This is a genomic window from Pseudomonas sp. Irchel s3f10 (assembly GCF_900187515.1).
Taxonomy (GTDB): domain Bacteria; phylum Pseudomonadota; class Gammaproteobacteria; order Pseudomonadales; family Pseudomonadaceae; genus Aquipseudomonas; species Aquipseudomonas tensinigenes.
Window position 1 is genome coordinate 77,048 of sequence record NZ_FYDZ01000018.1, and the last position, 21,830, is coordinate 98,877.

Here is a 21,830-nt window from a genome sequence, read left to right on the forward strand (position 1 = left end):
GTTTCGACTCGTTATTCGGCTCGGGCTCGCACGTGGATCGCGGCGAACGGCTCATTCTGCACCAGCTCGACCAAGGATTCCTTGACCAGTTCAAGGATCGCCATAAAGGTCACCACCACACCCAGTCGCCCTTCTTCGGCGGTGAACAGCTCGACGAACGGCACAAAACCGCCGCCCTTGAGCCGTTCCAGCACGTCGCTCATGCGCTCGCGGGTGGACAGCGCCTCACGGCTGACCTGGTGGCTTTCAAACATATCGCCACGGCGCAGTACTTCGGCCATGCACATCAAAATCTCTTCCAGCGCGACATCCGGCAACAGCTTGCGCGCGCGGGCTTCCGGGGCGTCGAGCTTGGGCACGATCACGTCGCGGCCAACCCGGCTCAAGCCGTCGATGCCTTCGGCGGCAGCCTTGAAGCGCTCGTATTCCTGCAAGCGGCGGATCAGTTCGGCGCGCGGGTCGTCTTCTTCGTCTTCGACGGTTTCAGCGCGCGGCAGGAGCATGCGCGACTTGATCTCGGCGAGCATCGCGGCCATCACCAGATACTCGGCGGCCAGCTCCAGACGCACCGACTGCATCAACTCGACATAGCCCATGTACTGACGGGTGATTTCCGCCACCGGGATGTCGAGGATGTTGATGTTCTGTTTGCGGATCAGGTACAGCAGCAGGTCGAGCGGGCCTTCAAACGCTTCAAGAAAGACTTCCAGCGCATCCGGCGGGATGTACAGGTCGAGCGGCATTTCCATGACCGCCTGGCCATAGACCATGGCAAACGGCAGCTCTTGCTGAGCGCCGGCCTGGGGATCGACAACGGTTTCCACTGCGGACATTCAGGCCTCGACCATGAACGGCGTCGGATCGCCGCAACCGACGCGGACCACTTCCGGGTCGTCGCCGGTCAAGTCGATCACGGTGGAGGCCTTGATGCCGCCGAAGCCGCCGTCGACGATCAAGTCCACCTGATGTTCGAGCAACTGACGCATCTCGTAAGGATCGCTGAGCGGGTCTTCATCGCCGGGCATGATCAGGGTCACGCTCATCAGCGGCTCGCCAAGTTCGGCCAGCAGCGCCAGCGCGATCGGATGGCTCGGCACGCGCAGGCCGATGGTGCGCTTCTTCGGATGCAGCAAAAGACGCGGCACTTCGCGGGTGGCGTTGAGAATAAAAGTGTACGGCCCCGGCAGATGCGCCTTGAGAATACGGAAGGTGCCGGTGTCGATCTTGGCGTAATTGCCCAGTTGCGACAGGTCGCTGCAGATCAGGGCGAAGTTGTGCTTTTCATCAAGCTGACGCAGGCGACGCACGCGCTCGATCGCGGTTTTGTCACCGATCTGGCAACCGATCGCGTAGGAAGAGTCCGTGGGATAAATCACCACCCCGCCCTTGCGGATGATCTCGACCGCCTGTTTTATCAGGCGCGCTTGCGGGTTTTCCGGATGTATCTGGAAAAATTGACTCACATTCTCTACCTGTTCAGACGGCGGCAATATCTGTGTCATGTTTGAACCGACACCACAGGGGTGGAAGGTCCTCGGGAACCGGCCGGTACTGGCCGATCTCGGACCAGCCGCCAGGGCCATGGAAGTCACTGCCGGCGCTGACCAGCAGACCGAACTCACGGGCAAGGATTGCCAGGCTGCCGACCTGTTCCGCAGGCTGATGGCCATTGACCACCTCGATTGCATGCCCGCCTGCTTGAATATAGTCGGCAATCAGCTTTCGGCGCTTGCTACGGGTGAAATCGTAGTGCCACGGATGCGCCAGGCTGACCCAGGCATTGGCGGCGCGCAGCGTACCGACGGTGTCTTCCAGCGTCGGCCAGTGCAACTTGACGTCACCCAGCTTGCCGGCGCCGAGCCATTTGCGGAATGCCTCGGCGCGATCCTTTACAAACCCTTCACGCACCATCCAGTCGGCGAAATGCGGACGGGCCGGCGCATTGCCGCTGTCGCCCAGTTCCTGCTGGATTTTCCGCGCGCCGTCGAGGGCGCCGGGCATGCCTTTGAGGGCGAGCTTGCGGCTTATTTCTTCCGACCGCAGCCAGCGGCCATCGTGCAATTTGGCAATCGCCTCGACCAACGGTGCCGCATTGACGTCGAAACCGTAGCCCAACACATGAATGGTCGCGCCGCCCCAGGTACAGGACAGTTCGACGCCGTTGACCAGTTGCATGCCCAATTCGGTCGCGGCCGTGCGCGCTTCGGCGAGGCCCTCGAGGGTGTCGTGGTCGGTCAACGCCAGGACTCGCACGCCGTTCTCGAACGCACGCGCAACCAGAACCGCAGGCGCCAGGGCGCCATCGGAGGCCGTGCTATGGCAGTGCAAATCAACATTCACGGGGAGTTGTAACCTCAAATCAGCTGGCGCTATCGCGCGCCCATATGTTTGTTATTATGCCGCCACATCCAGCTTCTGGCTCTCACTGTGAAACAATTCATCGATTTCATCCCGCTTCTGCTGTTCTTCATCGTTTACAAACTTGATCCACGGGTCGTCGACATCGCTGGCCATGAAGTCACTGTAGGCGGTATTTACAGCGCCACGGCGATGCTGATCATCAGTTCCCTGGTGGTGTACGGCGCGTTGTTCATCAAACAGCGCAAGCTGGAAAAGAGCCAATGGCTGACCCTGATCGCCTGCCTGGTGTTCGGCAGCCTGACGCTGGCCTTCCACAGCGAGACCTTCCTGAAATGGAAAGCGCCGGTGGTCAACTGGCTGTTCGCCGTCGCCTTCATCGGCAGTCACTTCATCGGTGACCGTCTGCTGATCAAACGCATCATGGGCCACGCGCTGACCCTTCCGGATCCGGTCTGGACCCGCCTGAACATCGCCTGGATCGCCTTTTTCCTGTTCTGCGGCGCTGCCAACCTGTTCGTCGCCTTCACCTTCCAGAGTTACTGGGTGGATTTCAAGGTGTTCGGCAGCCTGGGCATGACCCTGGTATTCCTGGTCGCACAGGGCATTTACCTGTCGCGCCATCTGCACGATGCCGATACCACAACAACACCAAAAACCGAGGACTGACATGCTCTACGCCATCATTGCCACCGACGTCGCCAACTCGCTGGAAGCACGCCTGGCCGCGCGTCCTGCGCATCTGGAACGCCTGCAAGCGCTCAAGGGCGAAGGCCGCATCGTATTGGCCGGTCCGCACCCGGCCGTCGACAGCAATGATCCGGGCGCAGCGGGTTTCACCGGCAGCCTGATCGTCGCCGAATTCGATTCGCTGAGCGCTGCGCAAGCGTGGGCCGATGCCGATCCGTACATTGCCGCCGGCGTCTACGCCAATGTGCTCGTCAAGCCGTTCAAGCAAGTCCTGCCGTAACGCTATCCCCACGCGATGAACCTTCTCGGTTCATCGCGTTCTCAATCGCTCATTATTCTCGTTTGCCTGCCGACAACCTGCCCAATATCCATTTGGAAACAGGTGTCGCGATGCGCAAGGGTCCGTTGTGTCTGATGTTGGTCACGTTGTCGATCATGGCGCCCGCCCATGGTGAGGAAACCACCGAAGGCGGCAGCTCCACGCCATTGTCGTTAAGCGCCGGCAGCCAGATCACCGAGTTGCAGCAGCGCCTCAAGGCCAGCGAGCAGCAGCGGGAAGAACTGAGCAAACAACTGCAAAATGCCGACAACACCCGCGAAAGCGCCCAGCTTGCCCGGTTGCGCCAGGAGAACCAGCGTCTCAAGCTGCAACTCAAGGAAGCCCAGGCCAGCCCGCTGCCGCGTCTGTTGACCGATCAGCAGCAGTGGTTCGTCACGGGCGCCGGAGTAGCGCTATTGGCGCTGCTCTGCGGTATCTTTGCCAGTGGAGCAAGCCGAAAACGTCGGCAATGGCTAAATTGAGTGAGTCATGAGCGAGCTGTTACTGATTGATGATGACCAGGAGTTGTGCGAACTCCTGAGTAGCTGGCTGAGCCAGGAAGGCTTCCACGTACGTGCCTGCCATGATGGCCAGAGCGCCCGCAAGGCCTTGGCCGAAACGGCCCCGGCGGCAGTGGTGCTGGACGTGATGCTGCCCGATGGCAGTGGTCTGGAACTGCTCAAGCAACTGCGCAACGACCACGCCGACCTGCCGGTGCTGATGCTCTCGGCCCGTGGCGAGCCGCTGGATCGCATCCTCGGCCTGGAACTGGGTGCCGACGATTACCTGGCCAAACCGTGCGACCCACGGGAACTGACCGCTCGCCTGCGCGCCGTATTGCGTCGCAGCCATCCGGCGGCCGTCTCGACGCAGCTTGAACTGGGCGACCTCAGTTTCAGCCCGGTGCGCGGCGTGGTCAGCATCGACGAGAAAGAACTGACCCTCACCGTTTCCGAAAGCCGCCTGCTCGAAGCGCTGCTCAAACAGCCGGGCGAACCGCTGGACAAACAGGAACTGGCGCAGCTCGCCCTCGGTCGCAAGCTGACCCTGTACGACCGTAGCCTCGACATGCACGTCAGCAACCTGCGCAAAAAGATCGGCCCACACCCCGACGGCCGTCCACGGATCGTCGCCCTGCGTAGCCGCGGTTACTTCTACAGCCTCTGAACCTTCCACCTGTAGGAGTGTTTGTCAGGTCAGCGCTCGAGCGTCTTTACCGAAGCTTTACGCAGTGCTGACCGCCGCTGACCTTGATCTCCGTAATCTGAACTCATCCGGAACGTACCGGGAACGAGACAAGGAGATACACCATGCGCAAGACTCTTATCGCTCTGATGTTCGCTGCCGCTCTGCCAACCGTCGCCATGGCCATGCCGCAAGACGGCGGCCCGATGGGTGGCCCGCTTGACGGCCCACGCCACGGCGGTCAGATGCACGGCATGCACGGCAAAGGTCCGTACAGCCAACTCGACCTGTCCCGCGAACAGCGCGAGCAGATCCGCAAGATCATGGGCGAGCAGATGCACGAGCGTAAGCAAGTGGTCGACAAGTACCTGGAAAAACTCTCGCCGGCTGACCAGAAAGCCATGAAGGACGAGATGGCGGCCAACCACAAGAAAGCCGAGACCGATGTCCGCGCCGTGTTGAAACCGGATCAACAGAAGAAATTCGACGAGATCCAGAAGAAACAGGCCGAGCGTCGCGCCGAATGGGCCGAGTTCAAGGCGTGGAAGGCGCAAAAGGCGCAATAATGCAATAACCCCGGACCCGACGGCTAAACACCGTCGGGTCTTTTTCCACCGATCCAATGTAGGAGTGAGCCTGCTCGCGATAGCGGTGTGTCAGTCAACGGTTACTTGTCTGACTCACCGCTATCGCGAGCAGGCTCACTCCTACAGGATTTGTGTTTGATTGAGGATTTTCTGTGCGTTCATTGTTCTGGCGTATTCTCGCGAGCTTCTGGCTGGCCATCGCTCTGGTGGCCGGGTTGTCCATTCTGCTCGGGCATATGCTCAACCAGGACGCGTGGATCCTCAGCCGTCATCCGGGCCTCAACACCCTCGCCGGCGAATGGACACAAACTTACGAAGCCCAGGGCGAAGAAGCCGCCCAGGGCATTCTCGAACAGCGCAAACGCCAATATCACATCGACGTTCAGGTGCTCAACGAATCCGGCGACCCGGTGGTGCGTGGCACCTTCCCGCGCCGCGCCGCCGCATTTGAGGCACGGCAAAACAATGATGATCGTCGCCTGCCATGGCGGCGCCTGACCGACGAATTCACCAGCGAAAAAACCGGTGACACCTACCTGTTCATCTACCGCATCCCGCACCCGGAACTCGACTCCTGGCACCGCGAAAGTCTGCTTTGGCCACTGAGCGCTCTGGGCATCGCGCTGGTGGTGCTGACCCTGTTCAGTTTGCTGGTGACCTTCTCCATCACCCGCCCGCTCAGCCGTTTGCGCGGCGCGGTGCATGATCTGGGGCAGACCACCTATCAGCAAAACAGCCTGGCGAAACTGGCCAACCGTCGCGATGAGTTCGGCGTACTGGCCAATGACTTCAATCGCATGGGCGCGCGTTTGCAGAGTCTGATCGGCAGTCAGCGGCAGCTGTTGCGCGACGTTTCTCACGAATTGCGCTCACCGCTGGCACGGTTGCGCATTGCCTTGGCACTGGCAGAGCGGGCCAACCCCGAAGAACGCGAGAAACTCTGGCCACGGCTGACCCGTGAATGTGATCGGCTGGAAGCGCTAATCAGTGAAATTCTGGTGCTGGCACGGGTTGATGCCGACAACGCCAGTGCGGAAGACGTGGATTTGAATGCCCTGCTCGGCACGCTGCAGAAGGATGCGAAACTTGCATCGCCCGAGCAGATGGTGCGTCTTGATGCCGAACCGCAACTGAATCTGAAGGGCTGGCCGACCATGATCGAGCGCGCCATCGATAATCTGCTGCGCAATGCCCAGCGCTTCAATCCGGAGGGTCAGGCGATTGAAATGCAGGCTTCGCGTCAGGGTGAAAAAATCATCGTCAGCGTGCGTGATCATGGGCCGGGGGTGCAGGCCGAACATTTGAGTCAGTTGGGCGAGCCGTTTTATCGCGCGCCGGGGCAGACGGCGGCAGGGCATGGTCTGGGCCTGGCGATTGCGCGGCGAGCGGCGGAGCGGCATGGTGGGAGTTTGATGCTGGCCAATCATCCGCAGGGCGGGTTTATTGCGAGCCTGGAATTGCCGCTTGTACCTGGAGCTGTGGTGCAACTTTAAGAGCCTAAAAGCTACCCTCACCCCAGCCCTCTCCCGGAGGGAGAGGGGGCCGACCGAGGTGTCTTGCGTCATACATCGACCTGAAGAACCGAGTCGATTATGGACTGAAGATACTTGAACCGTCGTCGACTCTGGGCTCGAAATGCATCGGAACCGTTATCGACTCTGGATTCAGCCGAGCACTTTCAGGTCGGCGTACTTCTACAGCATCCCCCAATCAGTCCCCTCTCCCTCTGGGAGAGGGTTAGGGTGAGGGGCTTTTGATCTTCAGGCTTTACCAGGCCAGACACTAACGAACTCGCTCAGGTCGACCTTTTCAGCTACGCGAGGCTCCTTCTGCGGCGTGCCAAGGTAAAGAAACGCAATCACCTCTTCACCCTCCCCCAGCCCCAAACCTTTGGCCACGTGCTGCGAATAAGCCAGATCCCCCGTACGCCACACCGCACCAATCCCCTGCGCATACGCTGCCAGCAAAATCCCGTGCGCCGCACACCCCGCCGCCAGCAACTGCTCGGCCTTAGGATATTTAACGTGTTCCTGCAATTTGGCGATCACCACAACCACCAGCGGCGCCCGCAGCGGGCCGTTGCGGGCCTTGTCGATCATCGCTTCGGTGACTTCGCCTTCCTGCAGCTGTGCAGCCTCGGCCAGCAACTCGCCCATCTGCTCACGCGCCGCGCCTTCGACAGTCAGAAAGCGATACGGCTGCAAATGTCCGTGATCCGGCGCGCGCAACGCTGCGCCAAACAGGGCTTCGCGCTGCTCGGCAGTGGGGGCCGGTTCGACCAGTCGTGGAACGGAAACACGGTTGAGCAACGCGTCGAGAGCCTGCATCGGCCACCTCCTGAGAAAAATGTGCGGCTATTCTAGCTTCATCTGCCAACAGGATGCCGGTTTACATGCCCTGCCCCACGGGTAGAATGGCGCCCTTCCCACATCAGCCCGAGCGGACTTCATGGCGTTGCCGACCTTACGGATCATTGGTTTCATCATCGGCATCTTCCTGATCACCCTGGCCGTGGCCATGGTCGTGCCCATGGCCACGCTGGTGATTTTCGAGCGCACCAGCGACCTGCCGTCGTTCCTCTGGGCGAGCATGATCACCTTCGTCGCCGGCCTTGCGCTGGTGATTCCCGGTCGACCGGAACACATTCACCTGCGCCCACGTGACATGTATCTGCTGACGGTCAGCAGTTGGCTGGTGGTGTGCATTTTCGCTGCGCTGCCGTTTCTGCTGACTCAGCACATCAGCTACACCGACTCGTTCTTCGAAAGCATGTCGGGCATTACCGCCACCGGCTCGACCGTGCTCAATCATCTCGACGACATGTCCCCGGGCATCCTGATGTGGCGCTCGTTGCTGCACTGGATCGGCGGCATCGGCTTTATCGGCATGGCGGTAGCGATTCTGCCGCTGCTGCGCATCGGTGGCATGCGCCTGTTCCAGACCGAATCCTCAGACCGCTCGGAAAAGGTCATGCCGCGTTCGCACATGGTGGCGCGGCTGATCGTGGCGGCTTACGTCGGCATTACCATTCTTGGCAGCCTGGCGTTCTGGTGGGCCGGGATGAGCCCGTTCGACGCGATCAACCACGCGATGTCGGCGATTTCCACCGGTGGTTTCTCGACCTCCGACCAGTCGCTGGCCAAGTGGACGCAACCGGCGGTGCACTGGGTCGCGGTGGTCATCATGATTCTCGGCAGCCTGCCGTTCACCCTGTACGTGGCGACGTTGCGCGGCAACCGCAAGGCGCTGATCAAAGATCAGCAGGTGCAGGGTTTGCTCGGCATGTTGCTGGTGACCTGGCTGGTGCTCGGCACCTGGTACTGGTGGACGACCAACCTGCATTGGCTCGATGCGCTGCGCCACGTGGCACTGAACGTGACCTCGGTGGTCACCACCACTGGTTTTGCCCTCGGCGACTACAGCCTGTGGGGCAACTTCTCGCTGATGCTGTTTTTCTATCTGGGCTTCGTCGGAGGCTGTTCCGGGTCGACGGCGGGCGGGATCAAGATTTTCCGGTTCCAGGTCGCCTACATCCTGCTCAAGGCCAACCTTAATCAGTTGATTCACCCGCGCGCGGTGATCAAACAGAAGTACAACGGCCATCGCCTCGACGAAGAGATCGTCCGTTCGATTTTGACGTTTTCGTTCTTCTTCGCCATCACCATCTGCGTGATTGCCCTGCTCCTGTCGCTGCTCGGCGTCGACTGGATGACCGCACTGACCGGCGCCGCCAGCACCGTGTCCGGCGTCGGCCCGGGCCTTGGCGAAACCATTGGCCCGGCCGGCAACTTCGCCACCTTGCCGGACGCGGCCAAGTGGATCCTGTCGTTCGGCATGCTGCTCGGCCGACTGGAGATCATTACGGTGTTTGTGCTGTGTATTCCGGCCTTTTGGCGTCACTGACCGCGCTCGGCGCCTGCAACAACCGCGTCCGGTAATCGCCGGGCGTGGTGTCGAACCAGCGGCGGAACGCGCGAAAGAAGTTGCTCGGATCGGCGAAGCCCAACAGATAAGCGATTTCCAGCAAGGTCATGCGCGGTTGCGCCAGATACTGCTCGGCCAGTTCGCGGCGCGTGTCATCGAGCAACTGTTGAAAACTGGTGCCCTCCTCCTGCAAGCGCCGCTGCAAGGTACGCTGCGATAAATGTAGAGTCTGCGCCACGGTATCGCGCTTCGGTTCGCCTTGTGGCAGCAACCGGCACAGCACCTGTCGCGCCTTGTGGGTCACGCGACTTTCGGAAAACCGCGCCAGGTATTCCCCGGCAAACCGGTCATGCAACAGCGCCATCGCCTCGTTGGCCGTAGGCAACGGGGCTTCCATGTCGGCCCGCTCGAAAATCAGCGCATCGTAAGGTGCGTTGAACATCAGCGGTGCATGAAAGGCTTGTTTGTAGGGTTCCAGATCGTCGGGTTCGGCGCCCTGCACCAGCACTTTGACCGGATGCAGCGTGCGCCCGGTCAACCAGCCGCACAGGCCCAGCGCACAGGCCAGCGAGGCTTCGGCGCTTTGCCGGGTCGGCGGCAGATGGTCGCCGTGCACGGTCAGAATCAGCGCATAACCTTCTTCCAGCAAACGGAAGCTCAGGTCGGCACTTTCGGCGATAATCCGCTGATAACGCACCAGCCGCTGAAAGCCTTCGGCCAGGGTATTGCTCGACATCAGCGCATAACCGGCGACATGAAACGACGCCGGTCGCACCACTTTGCCCATGTTCAGGCCGATAGCCGGATTACCGGACAGTTCGACTGCCCGCTGCCACAGCCGGGTCATGGAATCTTGCGGGAAGCGCGCATCCGGATCATCCAGAGCCGTGTAATCGAGCCCCAGTTGCTTGAACAGAACCCGGCAATCCAGGCCGTCCATCTCCAATGCTTTGACAATCCCCATCGCCCAGCTTGCAGAAGTCGTTCGTTCGCTCATGGCGTTTTTCTTTTACATGAGGGGCCGCATGTTACGGCCTGATTTGCGAAGGATACTAAAGTGGCGCCGATTGTCACTGGCCCACGCCAATGATCACTCTAGACTCAAATAAGCTACCCGCAGCACAACTCGTCGCCAGAACAATAACCACAGAGAACGCGGTCGTGGAAAACATCAAGCATTTCAGCAGCTTCGCTGAGTTCTATCCGTATTACCTCAGCGAACACAACAACAGCACCTGCCGGCGCCTGCACTTCATCGGCACGACACTGGTGATTTTCATTCTGGCGATGACCATCGCCAAGGGCGCCTGGCTGCTGCTATTGGCGGTGCCGCTGGCCGGTTACAGCTTTGCCTGGGTCGGGCACTTCTTCTTTGAAAAGAACCGCCCGGCGACTTTCCAGCATCCGCTGTACAGCCTGCTCGGCGACTTCGTCATGTACCGCGACATGATCCTAGGTCGCGTGGCGTTCTGAATGAGGGTCAGCCAATGAATGCCAATGCCCGCTTCACCCATATGAAGGACGGTACGCAGGAAGACTGGGCGATCATCGCCGCTGACTTCAGTGCCTACGCCAAACAGTTGCCCTCGCGGATCATGACTCACCTGAAATTGCTCGAAGGCGATTTCGGCGGCTTTCCGGTGGATCGCCTGACCCACTCGCTGCAAACCGCCACCCGCGCCTTTCGTGACGGGCGCGACGAGGAATACGTGGTGTGCGCGTTGCTGCATGACATTGGTGACACCCTGGGTTCGTACAACCATCCGGACATTGCTGCGGCGATTCTCAAGCCGTTCGTCAGTGCCGAGAATCTGTGGATGGTCGAGAAGCACGGGGTGTTTCAGGGGTATTACTTCTTTCATCATCTGGGCATGGATCGGCATCTGCGCGAGCAGTTCGCCGACCATCCGCAGTATCAAGCGACCGCCGAGTTTTGTGCCAAATACGATGCGGCGGCGTTTGATCCTGACTATGACACGCTGCCGTTGAGCTTCTTTGAGCCGATGATGGAACGGTTGTTTGCGCAGCCGAAGAACTCGATTTACAAAGCGGCGATGGAGGAACACTCGCCAGCGTAATCATCCTCGGGAACCGCTGCGCGGTTCATCGCGAGCAGGCTCACTCCTACAGTTGAAATGCGTACCCCCTGTAGGAGTGAGCCTGCTCGCGATGAGGCCCTCTCAATCACCAGAGCGTTATGCGAGTTCGGCGACTTTGGCCGCTTTCAGCTCCGCCTCGCGCGCCTGCGCATCCGCCAGCCGATACAACTCGATCGTGCCGTCCCAATGCTCGATCAACGCCGTGCACGACTCCACCCAATCACCGCAATTGAGGTAATCCACTTCTCCCACCTTGCGGATCTCGGCATGGTGAATGTGCCCGCAGACCACGCCATGCAACTCGCGCTTCACACATTCATGGGCGATGGCTTCTTCAAAGTCACTGATGAAACTCACCGCGGTTTTCACCTTGTGTTTCAGGTACGCCGACAACGACCAATAGCCGTAGCCATACCGCGCCCGCCAGTGGTTGAGCCAGCGATTGAGGGTCAGGGTGAATTCATAGGCGGAGTCGCCAAGGAAGGCCAACCAGCGGTGATAGCGGGTGATGACATCGAACTGATCGCCGTGAATCACCAGCAGATGCCGACCGTCTGCGGTGACATGCACCGCCTCGTCGACCAGTTGGATATTGCCCAGAATCAACTTCGAATAACGCCGCAGGAATTCATCGTGGTTGCCGGTGACGTAAATCACCTCGGTGCCGCGCTTGCTCATGGTTAACAAACGACGGATCACGTTGGTGTGCGCTTGCGGCCAGTACATGCCGCCGCGCAGTTTCCAGCCGTCAATGATGTCGCCGACCAGATAAATCCTGTCGGCATGGTAGCCCTTGAGAAATTGCGACAAGTGCTCGGCCTGGCAATCGCGCGTGCCCAGGTGCACGTCGGAGATCCACAGGGTTCGCACCCGTTGTTTGCGACTGGGTCTGGCGAGCTCGGCGCTGGTCATGGGCAACCCTCTGCGATGTTTTCGCCACTCTGCGCTTGTCCGGTTAATCGACCATGACAAGCGTGAGTCAGTCGTGTGACAACGCATCCGGCGTGCGTCGGTGTAGACTGGCGATCACTTCGGAGACAACCTGCCATGCGACCGATCCTCACCCTGCGTCAGTACACCCACGATTTGATCGTGCATAGCCACGAGCACGCGCAATTGGTGTTCGGGTTGTCCGGTGCGCTGGATTTCGAGGTCGAGGGTTGCGGCAGTCAGGTGCGTCAGCAGAGTTTTGTGGTGATCCCTTCTGGCGCGCATCATGCCTGCGGCAGCCCCGACGGCAGCCGCTGTCTGGTGCTGGATATTCCTGACGGGCAATGGCTGGTCGACTCGCTGGGCGATCATGCCGACGCCAGCCGCCGCTTGCTTGATCAGCCCGCGCGCCTGTCGCTGGATTCCGGGCAGAGTCAGTTGGTCAGTTGGCTGGCGAACAGCCCGGTCAGCGATCCGTTGATCGCGCAACAAGGCGCGGTGTTGCTCCTGGCCAGTCTCAATCACGCGCTACCTGGCGAACTGGTCGCGCGTCGCCTGCCCTACGCCGCGCTGGATGCGCACATCGAGCAAAACGCCGCTTATCCGCTGCAAGTCGCCGATCTGGCGCGGGTTGCCGGGCTCTCAAGCGCGCGCCTGCATGTACGGTTCATGGCCGAATGCGGGCAGACGCCGATGGATTACATCCGCAGTCGGCGCCTGCATCTCGCGGTGCAACTGCTGCGCGACACAGCCCTGCCGATCGGCGAAGTTGCCAGTCGCGTCGGCTACAGCTCGCAGAGTGCCTTCTCGGCTGCCGTCCTACGTGAGTTCGGTGCATCACCCGGCCAGCTTCGGCGCGATTCCTACGACAAAAGACGATAGTCTGCCGACAGACTTGTAGGCCGAGACGCGGTTCAATGGACTAATTGATCGTTCCCGCGCTCCGCGTGGGAATGTAGCCCGTGACGCTCCGCGTCACTGGACGCAGAGCGTCCCTAGAGGCATTCCCACGCAGAGCATGGGGACGATCATCACAAGAAACCGTGTCTGGATTAAGGAATGCAATGACTCCGCGTACCGCCCTTGGCGCTCTGCATATAGGCGCTTTGATGTTTGGCCTGACCGGTGTGTTCGGCAAACTCGCTGCCGCGTCCCCCGCTGTGATCGTCTTCGGTCGCGCAGCTTTCGCCGTGCTCGCCCTGGCATTTTTCGCCCGTTTTGCCAGTCAGCACGGCTGGCAGAAACTTCAGGCCGTGGATTGGCGGCGCCTGGCCCTCAGCGGCGTGTTGCTGGCCGGGCACTGGGTGAGTTTCTTCCTGTCGGTGAAGATCGCCGGTGTCGCCATCGCAACATTGGGCTTCGCCAGTTTCCCGGCCTTCACGGTGATTCTCGAAGGGCTGATTTTCCGCGAACGCATCCGTGCCAATGAAGTTGTGCTGGTGGTGTTGGTCAGCATCGGCCTGATTCTGGTGACCCCGGCCTTCGATCTGGGCAGCGGCGCGACCATCGGTTTGCTCTGGTCGGTGCTTTCGGGGCTGCTGTTTTCGCTGCTGTCACTGACCAACCGCGCCAGCTCCGGGCGCATCCCGGCGGTGCAGGCGGCGTTGTGTCAAAACGTCGTGGTGGCGCTGTGTCTGCTGCCGGTTGCGGCGCCGCAACTGAGCGAAGTGCGAGCACTGGACTGGCTCTGGATCGGCTTGCTCGGGGTGTTCTGCACCGGCGTCGCTCATAGCCTGTTCGTCGCCAGTCTGGCGGTGATCAAAGCACGCACGGCGGCGGTGGTGTTTGCCATGGAGCCGGTTTACGGCATTACCATCGCCTGGCTGCTGTTCAACGAAAACCCGACGCTACGGATGTTGATGGGCGGCGCACTGATCATCATCGCCATCGTCGTTTCCGCGCGGATGTCCGGCAGCGCCAACAAGAAAACCGTCGCCGCCGAGGCCGCGTCTCACTGAGTGCGGTCGTTGTGGCCGAGGTCGCGCTCAGGGTCGATCTGATCACGAACCCGCTGTTTCAGCACCTTGGCCTCGGGAAACCCACCGTCGGCCTTGCGTTCCCAGATCTGCACGCCGGCGCAGGTGATGTGAAATACCCCGCCGGTGCCTGGCACCAACGAGACTTTGCCGAGGTCATCGCCGAAGGTACTGAGCAGCTCCTGCGCCAGCCACGCGGCGCGCAGCAGCCACTGGCACTGAGTGCAATAGGTGATGACAACTTCTGCTTTTGCGACAGTCATGTTTGCTGAAACTCCTGAGACAGAGGGCGCCGCTATAATAGCCGGCTTTAACGCTTGCCCCGAGACTCACAATGCGCCGTCTGTTGTTCTGCCTGCTGCTTGGTTTCCTTCCTCTGCTTGTCCATGCCAGTGAGGCGCCGCGACCGAAAGTCGGTCTGGTGCTGTCCGGCGGCGCCGCGCGCGGATTGGCGCACATCGGTGTGCTCAAGGCGCTCGAAGAGCAAGGCATCAAGATCGATGCGATCGCCGGCACCAGCATGGGCGCAGTGATCGGCGGTCTGTACGCCTCGGGCTACAAGATTGATGAACTGGAAAAACTCGCGCTGAACATCGACTGGCAAGCCGCGCTGTCCGACGCCCCACCGCGCGAAGACGTGCCGTTTCGGCGCAAGCAGGATGACCGCGACTTTCTGGTCAAACAGAAGCTGAGCTTTCGCGACGACGGCAGCCTCGGCCTGCCACTGGGCGTGATTCAGGGCCAGAACCTAGCGCTGCTGCTGGAAAGCCTGTTGGCGCACACCAGCGACACCCGCGACTTCGACAAACTGCCAATCCCGTTCCGCGCCGTAGCCACCGACATTTCCAATGGCGAAAAAGTGGTGTTCCGCAAAGGCCACTTGCCGCAGGTGATCCGCGCGAGCATGTCGATCCCGGCGGTGTTCGCCCCGGTCGAACTCAATGGCCGGCTACTGGTCGACGGCGGCATGACCGACAACATTCCCCTCGATGTCGCGCGGGAAATGGGCGTGGACGTGGCCATCGTCGTCGATATCGGCACCCCGCTGCGCAATCGCAAACAACTGACCACCGTGGTCGACGTGCTGAACCAGTCGATCACCCTGATGACCCGCAGTAACTCCGAAGAACAACTGGCCGCGCTGAAATCCTCCGATGTGCTGATTCAGCCCGCACTGGCGGCGTTCGGTGTCACCGATTTCGGCAAGGCTCAGGAGATGATCGACGCCGGTTACCGCGCGACCCGGATCCTCGATGCGCGCCTTGCTCAGCTCAAGCCCGACGAATCTCAGGATGCCGAACTCAATGCCGCGCGCTCGCCGGGGCAGCGCACGCCGATCATTACCGCGATCCGCGTCGAGAACGACTCGAAAGTCGACGACGACGTCATTCGTTACTACATCCGCCAGCACATCGGCGAACCGCTGGATCTGGGCCGACTGCACTCGGACATGGGCACCTTGTATGGCCTCGACTACTTCGAGCAGGTGCAATACCGCGTGGTGCACAAGGGCCAGGATCACACCCTGGTGATCAGCGCTCGGGGCAAGCGCAGCGGCACCGATTACCTGCGGGTCGGCCTCAATCTGTCCGACGACATGCGCGGCGACAGCGCCTTCAACCTCGGTGCCAGCTATCGCATCAACGGCATCAACCGCCTCGGCGCGGAATGGCTGACCCGTGCGCAGATTGGCGATAAACAAGAGCTGTACACCGAGTTCTATCAACCGCTCGACGTCGGCTCGCGTTACTTCGTCGCGCCGTACGCCTCGTTCGAGGCGCAGAACGTTGAAGCGGTGCTCGACAACGATCCGATCGCGCAGTACCGCGTCGAGCGCTACGGTTTCGGCCTCAACTTCGGCCGCCAGATCGGCAACAACGGCGAGGTGCGTTTCGGTGTCGGTGAGGCGTGGGGCAAGGCCGATGTACGCATTGGCGATCAGGATCTGCCGAGTGAAAACTTCAACGAAGGTTTCTATGCGCTGAAGTATTCGTACGACTCACTGGATAACGTGTACTTCCCTCACGAAGGCAAGGACGTCAGCCTGACGCTGACGCAGTTTGAACCGGGCCTGGGGTCGGACACGCGTTATCGGCAGTGGGACTTTAAAATCGACAAAGCCATGAGCCGTGGCCCGGATACGCTGATTCTCGGTGGGCGCTACGGGCGCACGCTGGACGACGCCAATGTGGTGACATCGAGTTTCCTGCTCGGCGGTGCGCGACAGTTGTCGGGTTTCCGTGAGGACGCGATTTCCGGGCAGAACATCAGCCTGATGCGCGCGGTGTATTACCGCCGTCTGACGCCGCGCTCTTATCTGCCGCTGGACTTCCCGCTGTATGCCGGCGCCTCGCTGGAGCGTGGGCGGGCGTGGAACAACGACAATGAGTTCGACAGTGGCTACATCAACGCCGCCAGCGTGTTTATCGGTTTCGACACGCCGCTGGGGCCTTTGAATTTCAGTTATGGGTTGAATGATGCGAATGAGCAGGCGGTTTATCTGAATCTGGGGCAGACCTTCTGATCAGGTCGCCTGACGAATCGCTATCGCGAGCAGGCTCACTCCTACATTGGAATGCGTTCCCCTGTAGAAGTGAGCCTGCTCGCGATAGCGGCATAAAATACACCGCAAAACCATCGGCTTCAGCGAATCCCCGCCAGCAACGTCCGCGCTGTTTGCTTCAACGGCTCATCCCCTTCCTTGAGCAACTCATTGAGCAACGCAATCGCACTGTCGATGTCACCGTCATCGATGCACGTCTGCGCCAGTTCGAGCTTGCCGGAATTGTCGTCGTGGACCGGCTCCGGTTCCTGCAAGTCCAGCGGTTGCAACGTCAGTGACAGCTCGGGATCAGCAAACTCATTGAGAAAATCTTCATCCAGCGGCTCGGTGTCCGGTTCGGGGATCCACTCAAGCTCAGCGTCTGCGCTGGTCGCCTCCGGCAACTCGAAATCCTGAGGCAGTACTCGCAAGCCGGAACCCAGCGCCGAGGTATCAGCCGATGGTTCGGTTGAGGCCGGGCGACTGTCCTCCAGATCCCAACTGGAATCCATCGACAGCTCGCCCAGATTCAACTCGAAATCATCTTCCGGCAGCTGTGGTGCAACGACAATGGGGGCCGCCGCAATGACCGGCGGCGCGCCGGCCAACAGCGCGGCACTTGCCAGTTTCGGATGTCGAGCGCGCACATCCTGCAACGTCTGGACAGCCACGCCCAGCTCACGCAAATGACTTTCCTGTTGTTCAAACGCGGCGCTGTCACCCTGGCGCCCCAGTACTTCAAGCAACTGCAAACCGATATCGGTGCGCTCCGGCTCTTTGTGCAAGGCATCGCGCAGCAGCCCGGCAGCTTCGCCGAGTCGGCCATAGGCCAGATAGATCCCTACTGCTTCCAGCACATCACCCGCCGCCGGTTCTTCACGATGTTGGGCAGAGACTGAAGCGCTGACTGATCCTGCGTTTTCGGCTTCAGGCAAATCCGGCTCACTGCCCTGCGGCAACAGCGGCTGCGGTTCGTCAGCCGGTGTCTGTTGTAGCCGTCGACGGTGTACAAACAACCCGGCCAGTGCCCCCAGCAACAGCAACAAGCCACCGAGCAATGGCCAGTTCAAACCGTCCTCGCCGGACGCGAACGGCGTCACAACAGGGGGCGAAGCCGGTACGGGTGTCACTACAGTCGGTGGCGGCGCTTGCTGAAGTTCGACCAGGCGCGTTTGCAGGTCAGCGATCTGCTTCTTGCCGTCGGCAATCTGCACATCCTGTGTCTGCAGTTTTGCATTGAGTTCGTCGACAGTCTTCTGCAGTTGCTGGCCCAGCAACACACTGGCGGCCAATTGCTCGGCCAGCGCATCGTTGGCGGGCGGGGTGGCAGGCGTTGGCAGCGTATCGCGCTTGCCCTGAGCTGCCTGCGGCGCAGCCACGGCAGGCTCGACAGTAGGAAAACCGGAGGATTGCGCAAGTGGATCCGGCTCATCGGTGGCCGGCACGATACCCGGCGAACCCGGTGGATCGATCAACAGCGTGTACTCGCGCAGCAAACGGCCATTGGGCTGATTGAGCTGCACGAGGAAATTCAGGAAGGGTTCGTTGACCGGTTTACTGGAGGTCACCCGGATCATCTGGCGATTGCCATGCAGGATCGGAATGAACTTGAGGTCGTTGAGGAAGAACACTCGCTCGACCCCGGCCTCGGCGAACTCATCCGCCGTGGCCAGACGCACCGCCAGATCGTTTTGCGTCAGCCCGCCGACATCGACCAACGCGATGTCAGCCTTGAGTGGCTGATTAAGGCCTGAATGAACAGTGATGTCACCCAGCCCCAAGGCCATCGACCAGGCCGAATAGCTGAAAACACCGACGACCAGCAGCCATTTGGCGCCACCGCGCAGTACCACGTGCCGACTTGCGAGCATGAGCATCCCTTAAATAAGCAAAACCGACTTCTATGCGTTCGCACATCCGGTACGAACACGATATTGCCCAGTAGTTCTTATAGTCGGCTCAGCGCGATCTCTCAAAGATACGGCACGGGGATGTGCCTCAAGATTTTTCCAGGTTGCCCAGAATGTGCCCGTGAACTCGCATGCACACCTTCAAATCCGCCTCGTCGACGCCTTCGAACAACTCGTGACGCAGCTGTGTGGCAATGGTTTCGATTTGCTCGATCAGCGGCAGCGCCGGTGCGCAGAGAACGATTTTTTTCGCCCGGCGGTCTTCCATCACGGACTGGCGTTGCACCAGCCCCTGGCTTTCCAGACTATCGAGCAAGCGTGCAAGGGTCGGCCCTTCGACGCCAACGCTCTGCGCCAGCTCTCGTTGGGTCGGCGCTTCTTCAAAACGCGCCAGATGCAGCAGCACCAGCCAGCGCGCCTGGGACAGACCCAGCCCGGCCAGTCGGCGATCCAGTTCGGCACGCCAGCCACGGGACATCTGGGCCAGTTGCATGCCAAAGCGGTGTTGATCGGTTAACGGCATAAAACACTCACGGTTAGACTGAAAATAAAGAAAATCTAATTATTAGCCAGCTAAGCATGAGCTGCAGTTATAGGCAAGTGGCGGTCTGTACTGAATCGTTACATCTTGAGGTCCCTCACCCTAGCCCTCTCCCAGAGGGAGAGGGGACTGAATGGGGGATGCTTTAGATATTCAGCGACTTGGGAGTGCTCTGCTGAATCCAGAATTGGCAGGCCCTCACCCTAGCCCTCTCCCGGAGGGAGAGGGGACTGAATGGGGGATGCTTTAGATATTCAGCGACCTGGGAGTGCTTTGCTGAATCCAGAATGGGACGGCCCTCACCCTAGCCCTCTCCCAGAGGGAGAGGGGACTGAATTGGGGGATATTCGGGAATTACGCCGACGTGGCAGATCGGCGCTGAATCCATAATCGACTCGGTCATTCAGGTCGATGTATGGCGCAAGACACCTCGGTCGGCCCCCTCTCCCTCTGGGAGAGGGCTGGGGTGAGGGTAGGCCGCCAATTACATCTCGAATTCCGACTGCAACGCAGCCCGCACGCAATACAGCACGCCCTCCGGCACACGCCCGGCAAACAGCTCCGCAACCTCGGCGACCGACGGCAACTCGCCCTCGCCATCAAGAAACGCGTCCTGCACTTCGCCCATCAACTCTTCAGGCAAATCCAGCGCCTGCTCGAGCGACAACTGCTGCTTGCCGATCGCCTCGGCGAGCATGGTGTAGACGTTCTTCTCCGAGCACTGCAGCTGACCGGCGATCTGCAGCGGCGTCATGCCGGCGCGAGCCAAGGTGATCAGTTCGTGGCGCACGTCGGCCACCACTTTCGGCGCCTCGACCTCGCCGCCGAGCACTTCGAGGAAGGCATCGCCATAGCGTTCCAGCTTGCGCGCGCCAACACCGCTGACCCGGGCCATTTCCGCCAGCGAGGTCGGCTGGCTGCGGAGCATTTCCAGCAACGTCGAATCGGGAAAGATGACGTACGGCGGCACACCATGTTCTTCGGCCAGTTTGCGTCGCAGCGCGCGCAGGGCTTCCCACTGTTCGCGCTCTTCGCCGCGCACCAGTTGGCTGGCCGGGCTTTTGCTGGCGGTTTTGGCGGTGACCTGCGGTTTGAGATCGCGGCGCAACTCCAGCGTGACTTCGCCCTTGAGCAACGGCCGGCAACTGTCATTCAGACGCAGGCCGCCATAACCCTCGTGATCGACATCCGCCAGACCGCGCGCAACCAATTGCCGGAACAACGAGCGCCATTCGCTCTCGCTCAACGCCTTGCCGACGCCCCACACCGACAGGTGCTGATGGCCGAAACTGCGGATTTTTTCGTTGTCCTTGCCCAACAGCACGTCGACCAGATGACCGACGCCATAACGCTGACCGGTACGGAAAATCGCCGACAAGGCCTGACGTGCAGGTTCGGTGGCGTCCCAGGTCTGCACACCGTCGACACAGTTGTCGCAATGGCCACACGGCTCGGGCATGTCTTCATCGAAGTACGCGAGCAGGGTCTGACGACGGCAACGGGTTTCTTCGCACAGCGACAGCATCGCGTCGAGCTTGTGTTGCTCCAGACGCTTGTGCCGCTCGTCACCTTCGGAGTTCTGCAGCATCTGCTTGAGCATCACCACGTCTTGCAGACCGTAGGCCATCCACGCATCCGCCGGCAGACCGTCACGGCCGCCGCGCCCGGTTTCCTGGTAATACGCCTCAAGGGATTTCGGCAGATCGAGGTGGGCGACGAAGCGCACGTTGGGCTTGTCGATGCCCATGCCGAACGCCACGGTGGCGACCATGATCAAGCCTTCCTCGTTGAGGAAGCGCTTCTGGTTGAAGGCACGCAGATCGTTGGGCAGGCCGGCGTGGTACGGCAGCGCCGGGAAGCCCTGTTCACTGAGAAACGCTGCGACTTCCTCGACTTTCTTGCGCGACAGGCAATAAACGATGCCCGCGTCGCTGCGCCGCTCGGCGAGGAACGCCAGCAACTGCTTGCGCGGCTGCTCCTTGGGCACGATGCGGTAAAAGATGTTCGGGCGGTCGAAGCTCGACAGGAAGCGCTCGGCATTCTGCAGATGCAGACGGGTGACGATTTCTTCGCGGGTACGCTTGTCGGCGGTGGCGGTCAGGGCGATGCGCGGCACGTCGGGAAACATCTCGGCCAACTGGCCCAGTTGCAGGTATTCCGGACGGAAGTCGTGGCCCCACTGCGACACGCAGTGGGCTTCGTCGATGGCGAACAACGCAATATTCAGGCCTTGCAGGAACGACAGCATGCGCGGCTGCACCAGGCGCTCCGGCGCCAGATACAACATCTTCACTTCACCGCGCTTGATCCGCGCCGCGAGATCGCGCTGCTGTTCGGCGCTCAGTGTGGAGTTCAGCGCGGCGGCGGCCACACCGAGTTCTTCGAGGGTGGCGACCTGATCGTCCATCAGCGCGATCAGCGGCGACACCACCACCGCCAGGCCATCGCGCAGCAAAGCCGGCACCTGAAAGCACAGCGACTTGCCGCCACCGGTAGGCATCAGCACCAGCGCATCACCACCACTGGCCACGCGCTCAATGATTGCACCCTGACGGCCACGGAAACTGTCGTAGCCGAAGATGTCCTTGAGGACGCGTTGAGCCTGTTCGAGCATAAAAACTCCAAAAATCTACCGAAACATCCCTGCACAGGCTGGTTCAGGACAGCCACGGCTGCTTAAACAAAACGTAAGAGCGCATTACGTGACACGCGCAATGCGGGCAGGGATCGCAAAACGCGGCAGTATACCCGAGGCCTCCCCTGCACAGG

Annotated in this window: 22 protein-coding genes; 12 read left to right on the plus strand and 10 right to left on the minus strand. The window is 60.7% G+C overall.

Annotated features, from left to right (window positions below):
* Window positions 1–11 precede the first annotated feature (11 nt).
* The 3 genes from CKW17_RS26505 to CKW17_RS26515 form a co-directional block, all read right to left on the minus strand.
* The gene (locus tag CKW17_RS26505) at window positions 12–710 is read right to left on the minus strand and encodes a ScpA family protein (RefSeq protein ID WP_172828192.1); all 699 of its coding nucleotides are present in this window, start codon (window positions 708–710) and stop codon (window positions 12–14) included.
* A 123-nt stretch (window positions 711–833) separates the two neighbouring features.
* The gene (locus CKW17_RS26510) at window positions 834–1,463 is read right to left on the minus strand and encodes an L-threonylcarbamoyladenylate synthase (protein ID WP_034153313.1); all 630 of its coding nucleotides are present in this window, start codon (window positions 1,461–1,463) and stop codon (window positions 834–836) included.
* A 13-nt stretch (window positions 1,464–1,476) separates the two neighbouring features.
* Complete coding sequence (locus CKW17_RS26515; RefSeq protein WP_095122766.1) at window positions 1,477–2,340, minus strand: PHP domain-containing protein; 864 nt, start codon at window positions 2,338–2,340, stop codon at window positions 1,477–1,479.
* Window positions 2,341–2,427: 87 nt separating this feature from the next.
* Here CKW17_RS26515 and CKW17_RS26520 point away from each other — a divergent pair, with 87 nt between their 5' ends.
* The 6 genes from CKW17_RS26520 to CKW17_RS26545 all read left to right on the plus strand — a co-directional run bounded on the left by CKW17_RS26520 (window position 2,428) and on the right by CKW17_RS26545 (window position 6,632).
* Window positions 2,428–3,027, plus strand: a complete 600-nt coding sequence (locus CKW17_RS26520; RefSeq protein WP_007919675.1) for a septation protein A — start codon at window positions 2,428–2,430, stop codon at window positions 3,025–3,027.
* A gap of 1 nt (window position 3,028) precedes the next feature.
* Window positions 3,029–3,328, plus strand: a complete 300-nt coding sequence (locus CKW17_RS26525; protein ID WP_008021382.1) for a YciI family protein — start codon at window positions 3,029–3,031, stop codon at window positions 3,326–3,328.
* A gap of 110 nt (window positions 3,329–3,438) precedes the next feature.
* Complete coding sequence (locus CKW17_RS26530; RefSeq protein ID WP_038363742.1) at window positions 3,439–3,849, plus strand: translation initiation factor 2; 411 nt, start codon at window positions 3,439–3,441, stop codon at window positions 3,847–3,849.
* 7 nt (window positions 3,850–3,856) lie between these two features.
* Complete coding sequence (locus tag CKW17_RS26535; protein ID WP_016987937.1) at window positions 3,857–4,534, plus strand: response regulator transcription factor; 678 nt, start codon at window positions 3,857–3,859, stop codon at window positions 4,532–4,534.
* A 143-nt stretch (window positions 4,535–4,677) separates the two neighbouring features.
* On the plus strand, window positions 4,678–5,118 hold the full coding sequence (locus CKW17_RS26540) for a Spy/CpxP family protein refolding chaperone (RefSeq protein WP_095122768.1): 441 nt from the start codon (window positions 4,678–4,680) through the stop codon (window positions 5,116–5,118).
* A 173-nt stretch (window positions 5,119–5,291) separates the two neighbouring features.
* Window positions 5,292–6,632: a cell wall metabolism sensor histidine kinase WalK gene (locus tag CKW17_RS26545; protein ID WP_095122770.1), complete on the plus strand. Its 1,341-nt coding sequence runs from the start codon at window positions 5,292–5,294 to the stop codon at window positions 6,630–6,632.
* 267 nt (window positions 6,633–6,899) lie between these two features.
* Here the strand turns inward: CKW17_RS26545 and CKW17_RS26550 are convergent, their stop codons facing one another.
* On the minus strand, window positions 6,900–7,466 hold the full coding sequence (locus CKW17_RS26550; RefSeq protein ID WP_095122772.1) for a nitroreductase family protein: 567 nt from the start codon (window positions 7,464–7,466) through the stop codon (window positions 6,900–6,902).
* A gap of 121 nt (window positions 7,467–7,587) precedes the next feature.
* Between CKW17_RS26550 and CKW17_RS26555 the strand changes: the two genes are divergently transcribed.
* Window positions 7,588–9,042, plus strand: coding sequence for a TrkH family potassium uptake protein (locus CKW17_RS26555; RefSeq protein WP_016984216.1), 1,455 nt, complete (start codon window positions 7,588–7,590; stop codon window positions 9,040–9,042).
* On the opposite strand, the gene CKW17_RS26560 is transcribed toward CKW17_RS26555, so the two are convergent.
* On the minus strand, window positions 8,999–10,060 hold the full coding sequence (locus tag CKW17_RS26560; RefSeq protein WP_218274252.1) for an AraC family transcriptional regulator: 1,062 nt from the start codon (window positions 10,058–10,060) through the stop codon (window positions 8,999–9,001). The two genes, CKW17_RS26555 and CKW17_RS26560, sit on opposite strands and share 44 nt — an antisense overlap.
* 164 nt (window positions 10,061–10,224) lie before the next feature.
* Between CKW17_RS26560 and CKW17_RS26565 the strand changes: the two genes are divergently transcribed.
* Together CKW17_RS26565 and CKW17_RS26570 are read left to right on the plus strand one after the other, a co-directional pair.
* Window positions 10,225–10,536 (plus strand): DUF962 domain-containing protein, encoded by a 312-nt coding sequence (locus CKW17_RS26565; protein ID WP_095122776.1) that lies wholly within the window; start codon window positions 10,225–10,227, stop codon window positions 10,534–10,536.
* Between the two features lie 14 nt (window positions 10,537–10,550).
* Window positions 10,551–11,141, plus strand: a complete 591-nt coding sequence (locus tag CKW17_RS26570; RefSeq protein WP_095122778.1) for an HD domain-containing protein — start codon at window positions 10,551–10,553, stop codon at window positions 11,139–11,141.
* Window positions 11,142–11,258: 117 nt separating this feature from the next.
* Here CKW17_RS26570 and CKW17_RS26575 read toward each other — a convergent pair whose 3' ends face one another.
* Entirely contained in the window at window positions 11,259–12,074 is an 816-nt protein-coding gene (locus tag CKW17_RS26575) for a UDP-2,3-diacylglucosamine diphosphatase (protein ID WP_095122780.1), read from the minus strand.
* A gap of 135 nt (window positions 12,075–12,209) precedes the next feature.
* Between CKW17_RS26575 and CKW17_RS26580 the strand changes: the two genes are divergently transcribed.
* A complete protein-coding gene (locus CKW17_RS26580) occupies window positions 12,210–12,974 on the plus strand; it encodes an AraC family transcriptional regulator (protein WP_095122782.1) in 765 nt (254 codons plus the stop codon).
* A 182-nt stretch (window positions 12,975–13,156) separates the two neighbouring features.
* On the plus strand, window positions 13,157–14,050 hold the full coding sequence (locus CKW17_RS26585; RefSeq protein ID WP_095122784.1) for a DMT family transporter: 894 nt from the start codon (window positions 13,157–13,159) through the stop codon (window positions 14,048–14,050).
* On the opposite strand, the gene CKW17_RS26590 is transcribed toward CKW17_RS26585, so the two are convergent.
* Window positions 14,044–14,331 (minus strand): SelT/SelW/SelH family protein, encoded by a 288-nt coding sequence (locus CKW17_RS26590; RefSeq protein ID WP_038363724.1) that lies wholly within the window; start codon window positions 14,329–14,331, stop codon window positions 14,044–14,046. The two genes, CKW17_RS26585 and CKW17_RS26590, sit on opposite strands and share 7 nt — an antisense overlap.
* A gap of 71 nt (window positions 14,332–14,402) precedes the next feature.
* Between CKW17_RS26590 and CKW17_RS26595 the strand changes: the two genes are divergently transcribed.
* Window positions 14,403–16,592 (plus strand): patatin-like phospholipase family protein, encoded by a 2,190-nt coding sequence (locus tag CKW17_RS26595; protein WP_095122785.1) that lies wholly within the window; start codon window positions 14,403–14,405, stop codon window positions 16,590–16,592.
* Between the two features lie 119 nt (window positions 16,593–16,711).
* Here CKW17_RS26595 and CKW17_RS26600 read toward each other — a convergent pair whose 3' ends face one another.
* The 3 genes from CKW17_RS26600 to recQ all read right to left on the minus strand — a co-directional run bounded on the left by CKW17_RS26600 (window position 16,712) and on the right by recQ (window position 21,675).
* Complete coding sequence (locus tag CKW17_RS26600) at window positions 16,712–18,481, minus strand: FimV/HubP family polar landmark protein (RefSeq protein ID WP_095122787.1); 1,770 nt, start codon at window positions 18,479–18,481, stop codon at window positions 16,712–16,714.
* Between the two features lie 127 nt (window positions 18,482–18,608).
* The gene (locus CKW17_RS26605) at window positions 18,609–19,043 is read right to left on the minus strand and encodes a MarR family transcriptional regulator (protein ID WP_016984207.1); all 435 of its coding nucleotides are present in this window, start codon (window positions 19,041–19,043) and stop codon (window positions 18,609–18,611) included.
* 502 nt (window positions 19,044–19,545) lie between these two features.
* The gene (gene recQ / locus CKW17_RS26610; RefSeq protein ID WP_095122789.1) at window positions 19,546–21,675 is read right to left on the minus strand and encodes a DNA helicase RecQ; all 2,130 of its coding nucleotides are present in this window, start codon (window positions 21,673–21,675) and stop codon (window positions 19,546–19,548) included.
* Window positions 21,676–21,830 lie beyond the last annotated feature (155 nt).

Coding starts and splice junctions, on each gene's coding strand:
- CKW17_RS26540 (WP_095122768.1), top strand. CDS start 4,678: ATGCGCAAGACTCTTATCGCTCTGATGTTCGCTGCCGCTCTGCCAACC.
- recQ (WP_095122789.1), bottom strand. CDS start 21,675: ATGCTCGAACAGGCTCAACGCGTCCTCAAGGACATCTTCGGCTACGAC.
- CKW17_RS26575 (WP_095122780.1), bottom strand. CDS start 12,074: ATGACCAGCGCCGAGCTCGCCAGACCCAGTCGCAAACAACGGGTGCGA.
- CKW17_RS26535 (WP_016987937.1), top strand. CDS start 3,857: ATGAGCGAGCTGTTACTGATTGATGATGACCAGGAGTTGTGCGAACTC.
- CKW17_RS26605 (WP_016984207.1), bottom strand. CDS start 19,043: ATGCCGTTAACCGATCAACACCGCTTTGGCATGCAACTGGCCCAGATG.
- CKW17_RS26570 (WP_095122778.1), top strand. CDS start 10,551: ATGAATGCCAATGCCCGCTTCACCCATATGAAGGACGGTACGCAGGAA.
- CKW17_RS26525 (WP_008021382.1), top strand. CDS start 3,029: ATGCTCTACGCCATCATTGCCACCGACGTCGCCAACTCGCTGGAAGCA.
- CKW17_RS26530 (WP_038363742.1), top strand. CDS start 3,439: ATGCGCAAGGGTCCGTTGTGTCTGATGTTGGTCACGTTGTCGATCATG.
- CKW17_RS26585 (WP_095122784.1), top strand. CDS start 13,157: ATGACTCCGCGTACCGCCCTTGGCGCTCTGCATATAGGCGCTTTGATG.
- CKW17_RS26560 (WP_218274252.1), bottom strand. CDS start 10,060: ATGAGCGAACGAACGACTTCTGCAAGCTGGGCGATGGGGATTGTCAAA.
- CKW17_RS26550 (WP_095122772.1), bottom strand. CDS start 7,466: ATGCAGGCTCTCGACGCGTTGCTCAACCGTGTTTCCGTTCCACGACTG.
- CKW17_RS26580 (WP_095122782.1), top strand. CDS start 12,210: ATGCGACCGATCCTCACCCTGCGTCAGTACACCCACGATTTGATCGTG.
- CKW17_RS26600 (WP_095122787.1), bottom strand. CDS start 18,481: ATGCTCGCAAGTCGGCACGTGGTACTGCGCGGTGGCGCCAAATGGCTG.
- CKW17_RS26555 (WP_016984216.1), top strand. CDS start 7,588: ATGGCGTTGCCGACCTTACGGATCATTGGTTTCATCATCGGCATCTTC.
- CKW17_RS26595 (WP_095122785.1), top strand. CDS start 14,403: ATGCGCCGTCTGTTGTTCTGCCTGCTGCTTGGTTTCCTTCCTCTGCTT.
- CKW17_RS26590 (WP_038363724.1), bottom strand. CDS start 14,331: ATGACTGTCGCAAAAGCAGAAGTTGTCATCACCTATTGCACTCAGTGC.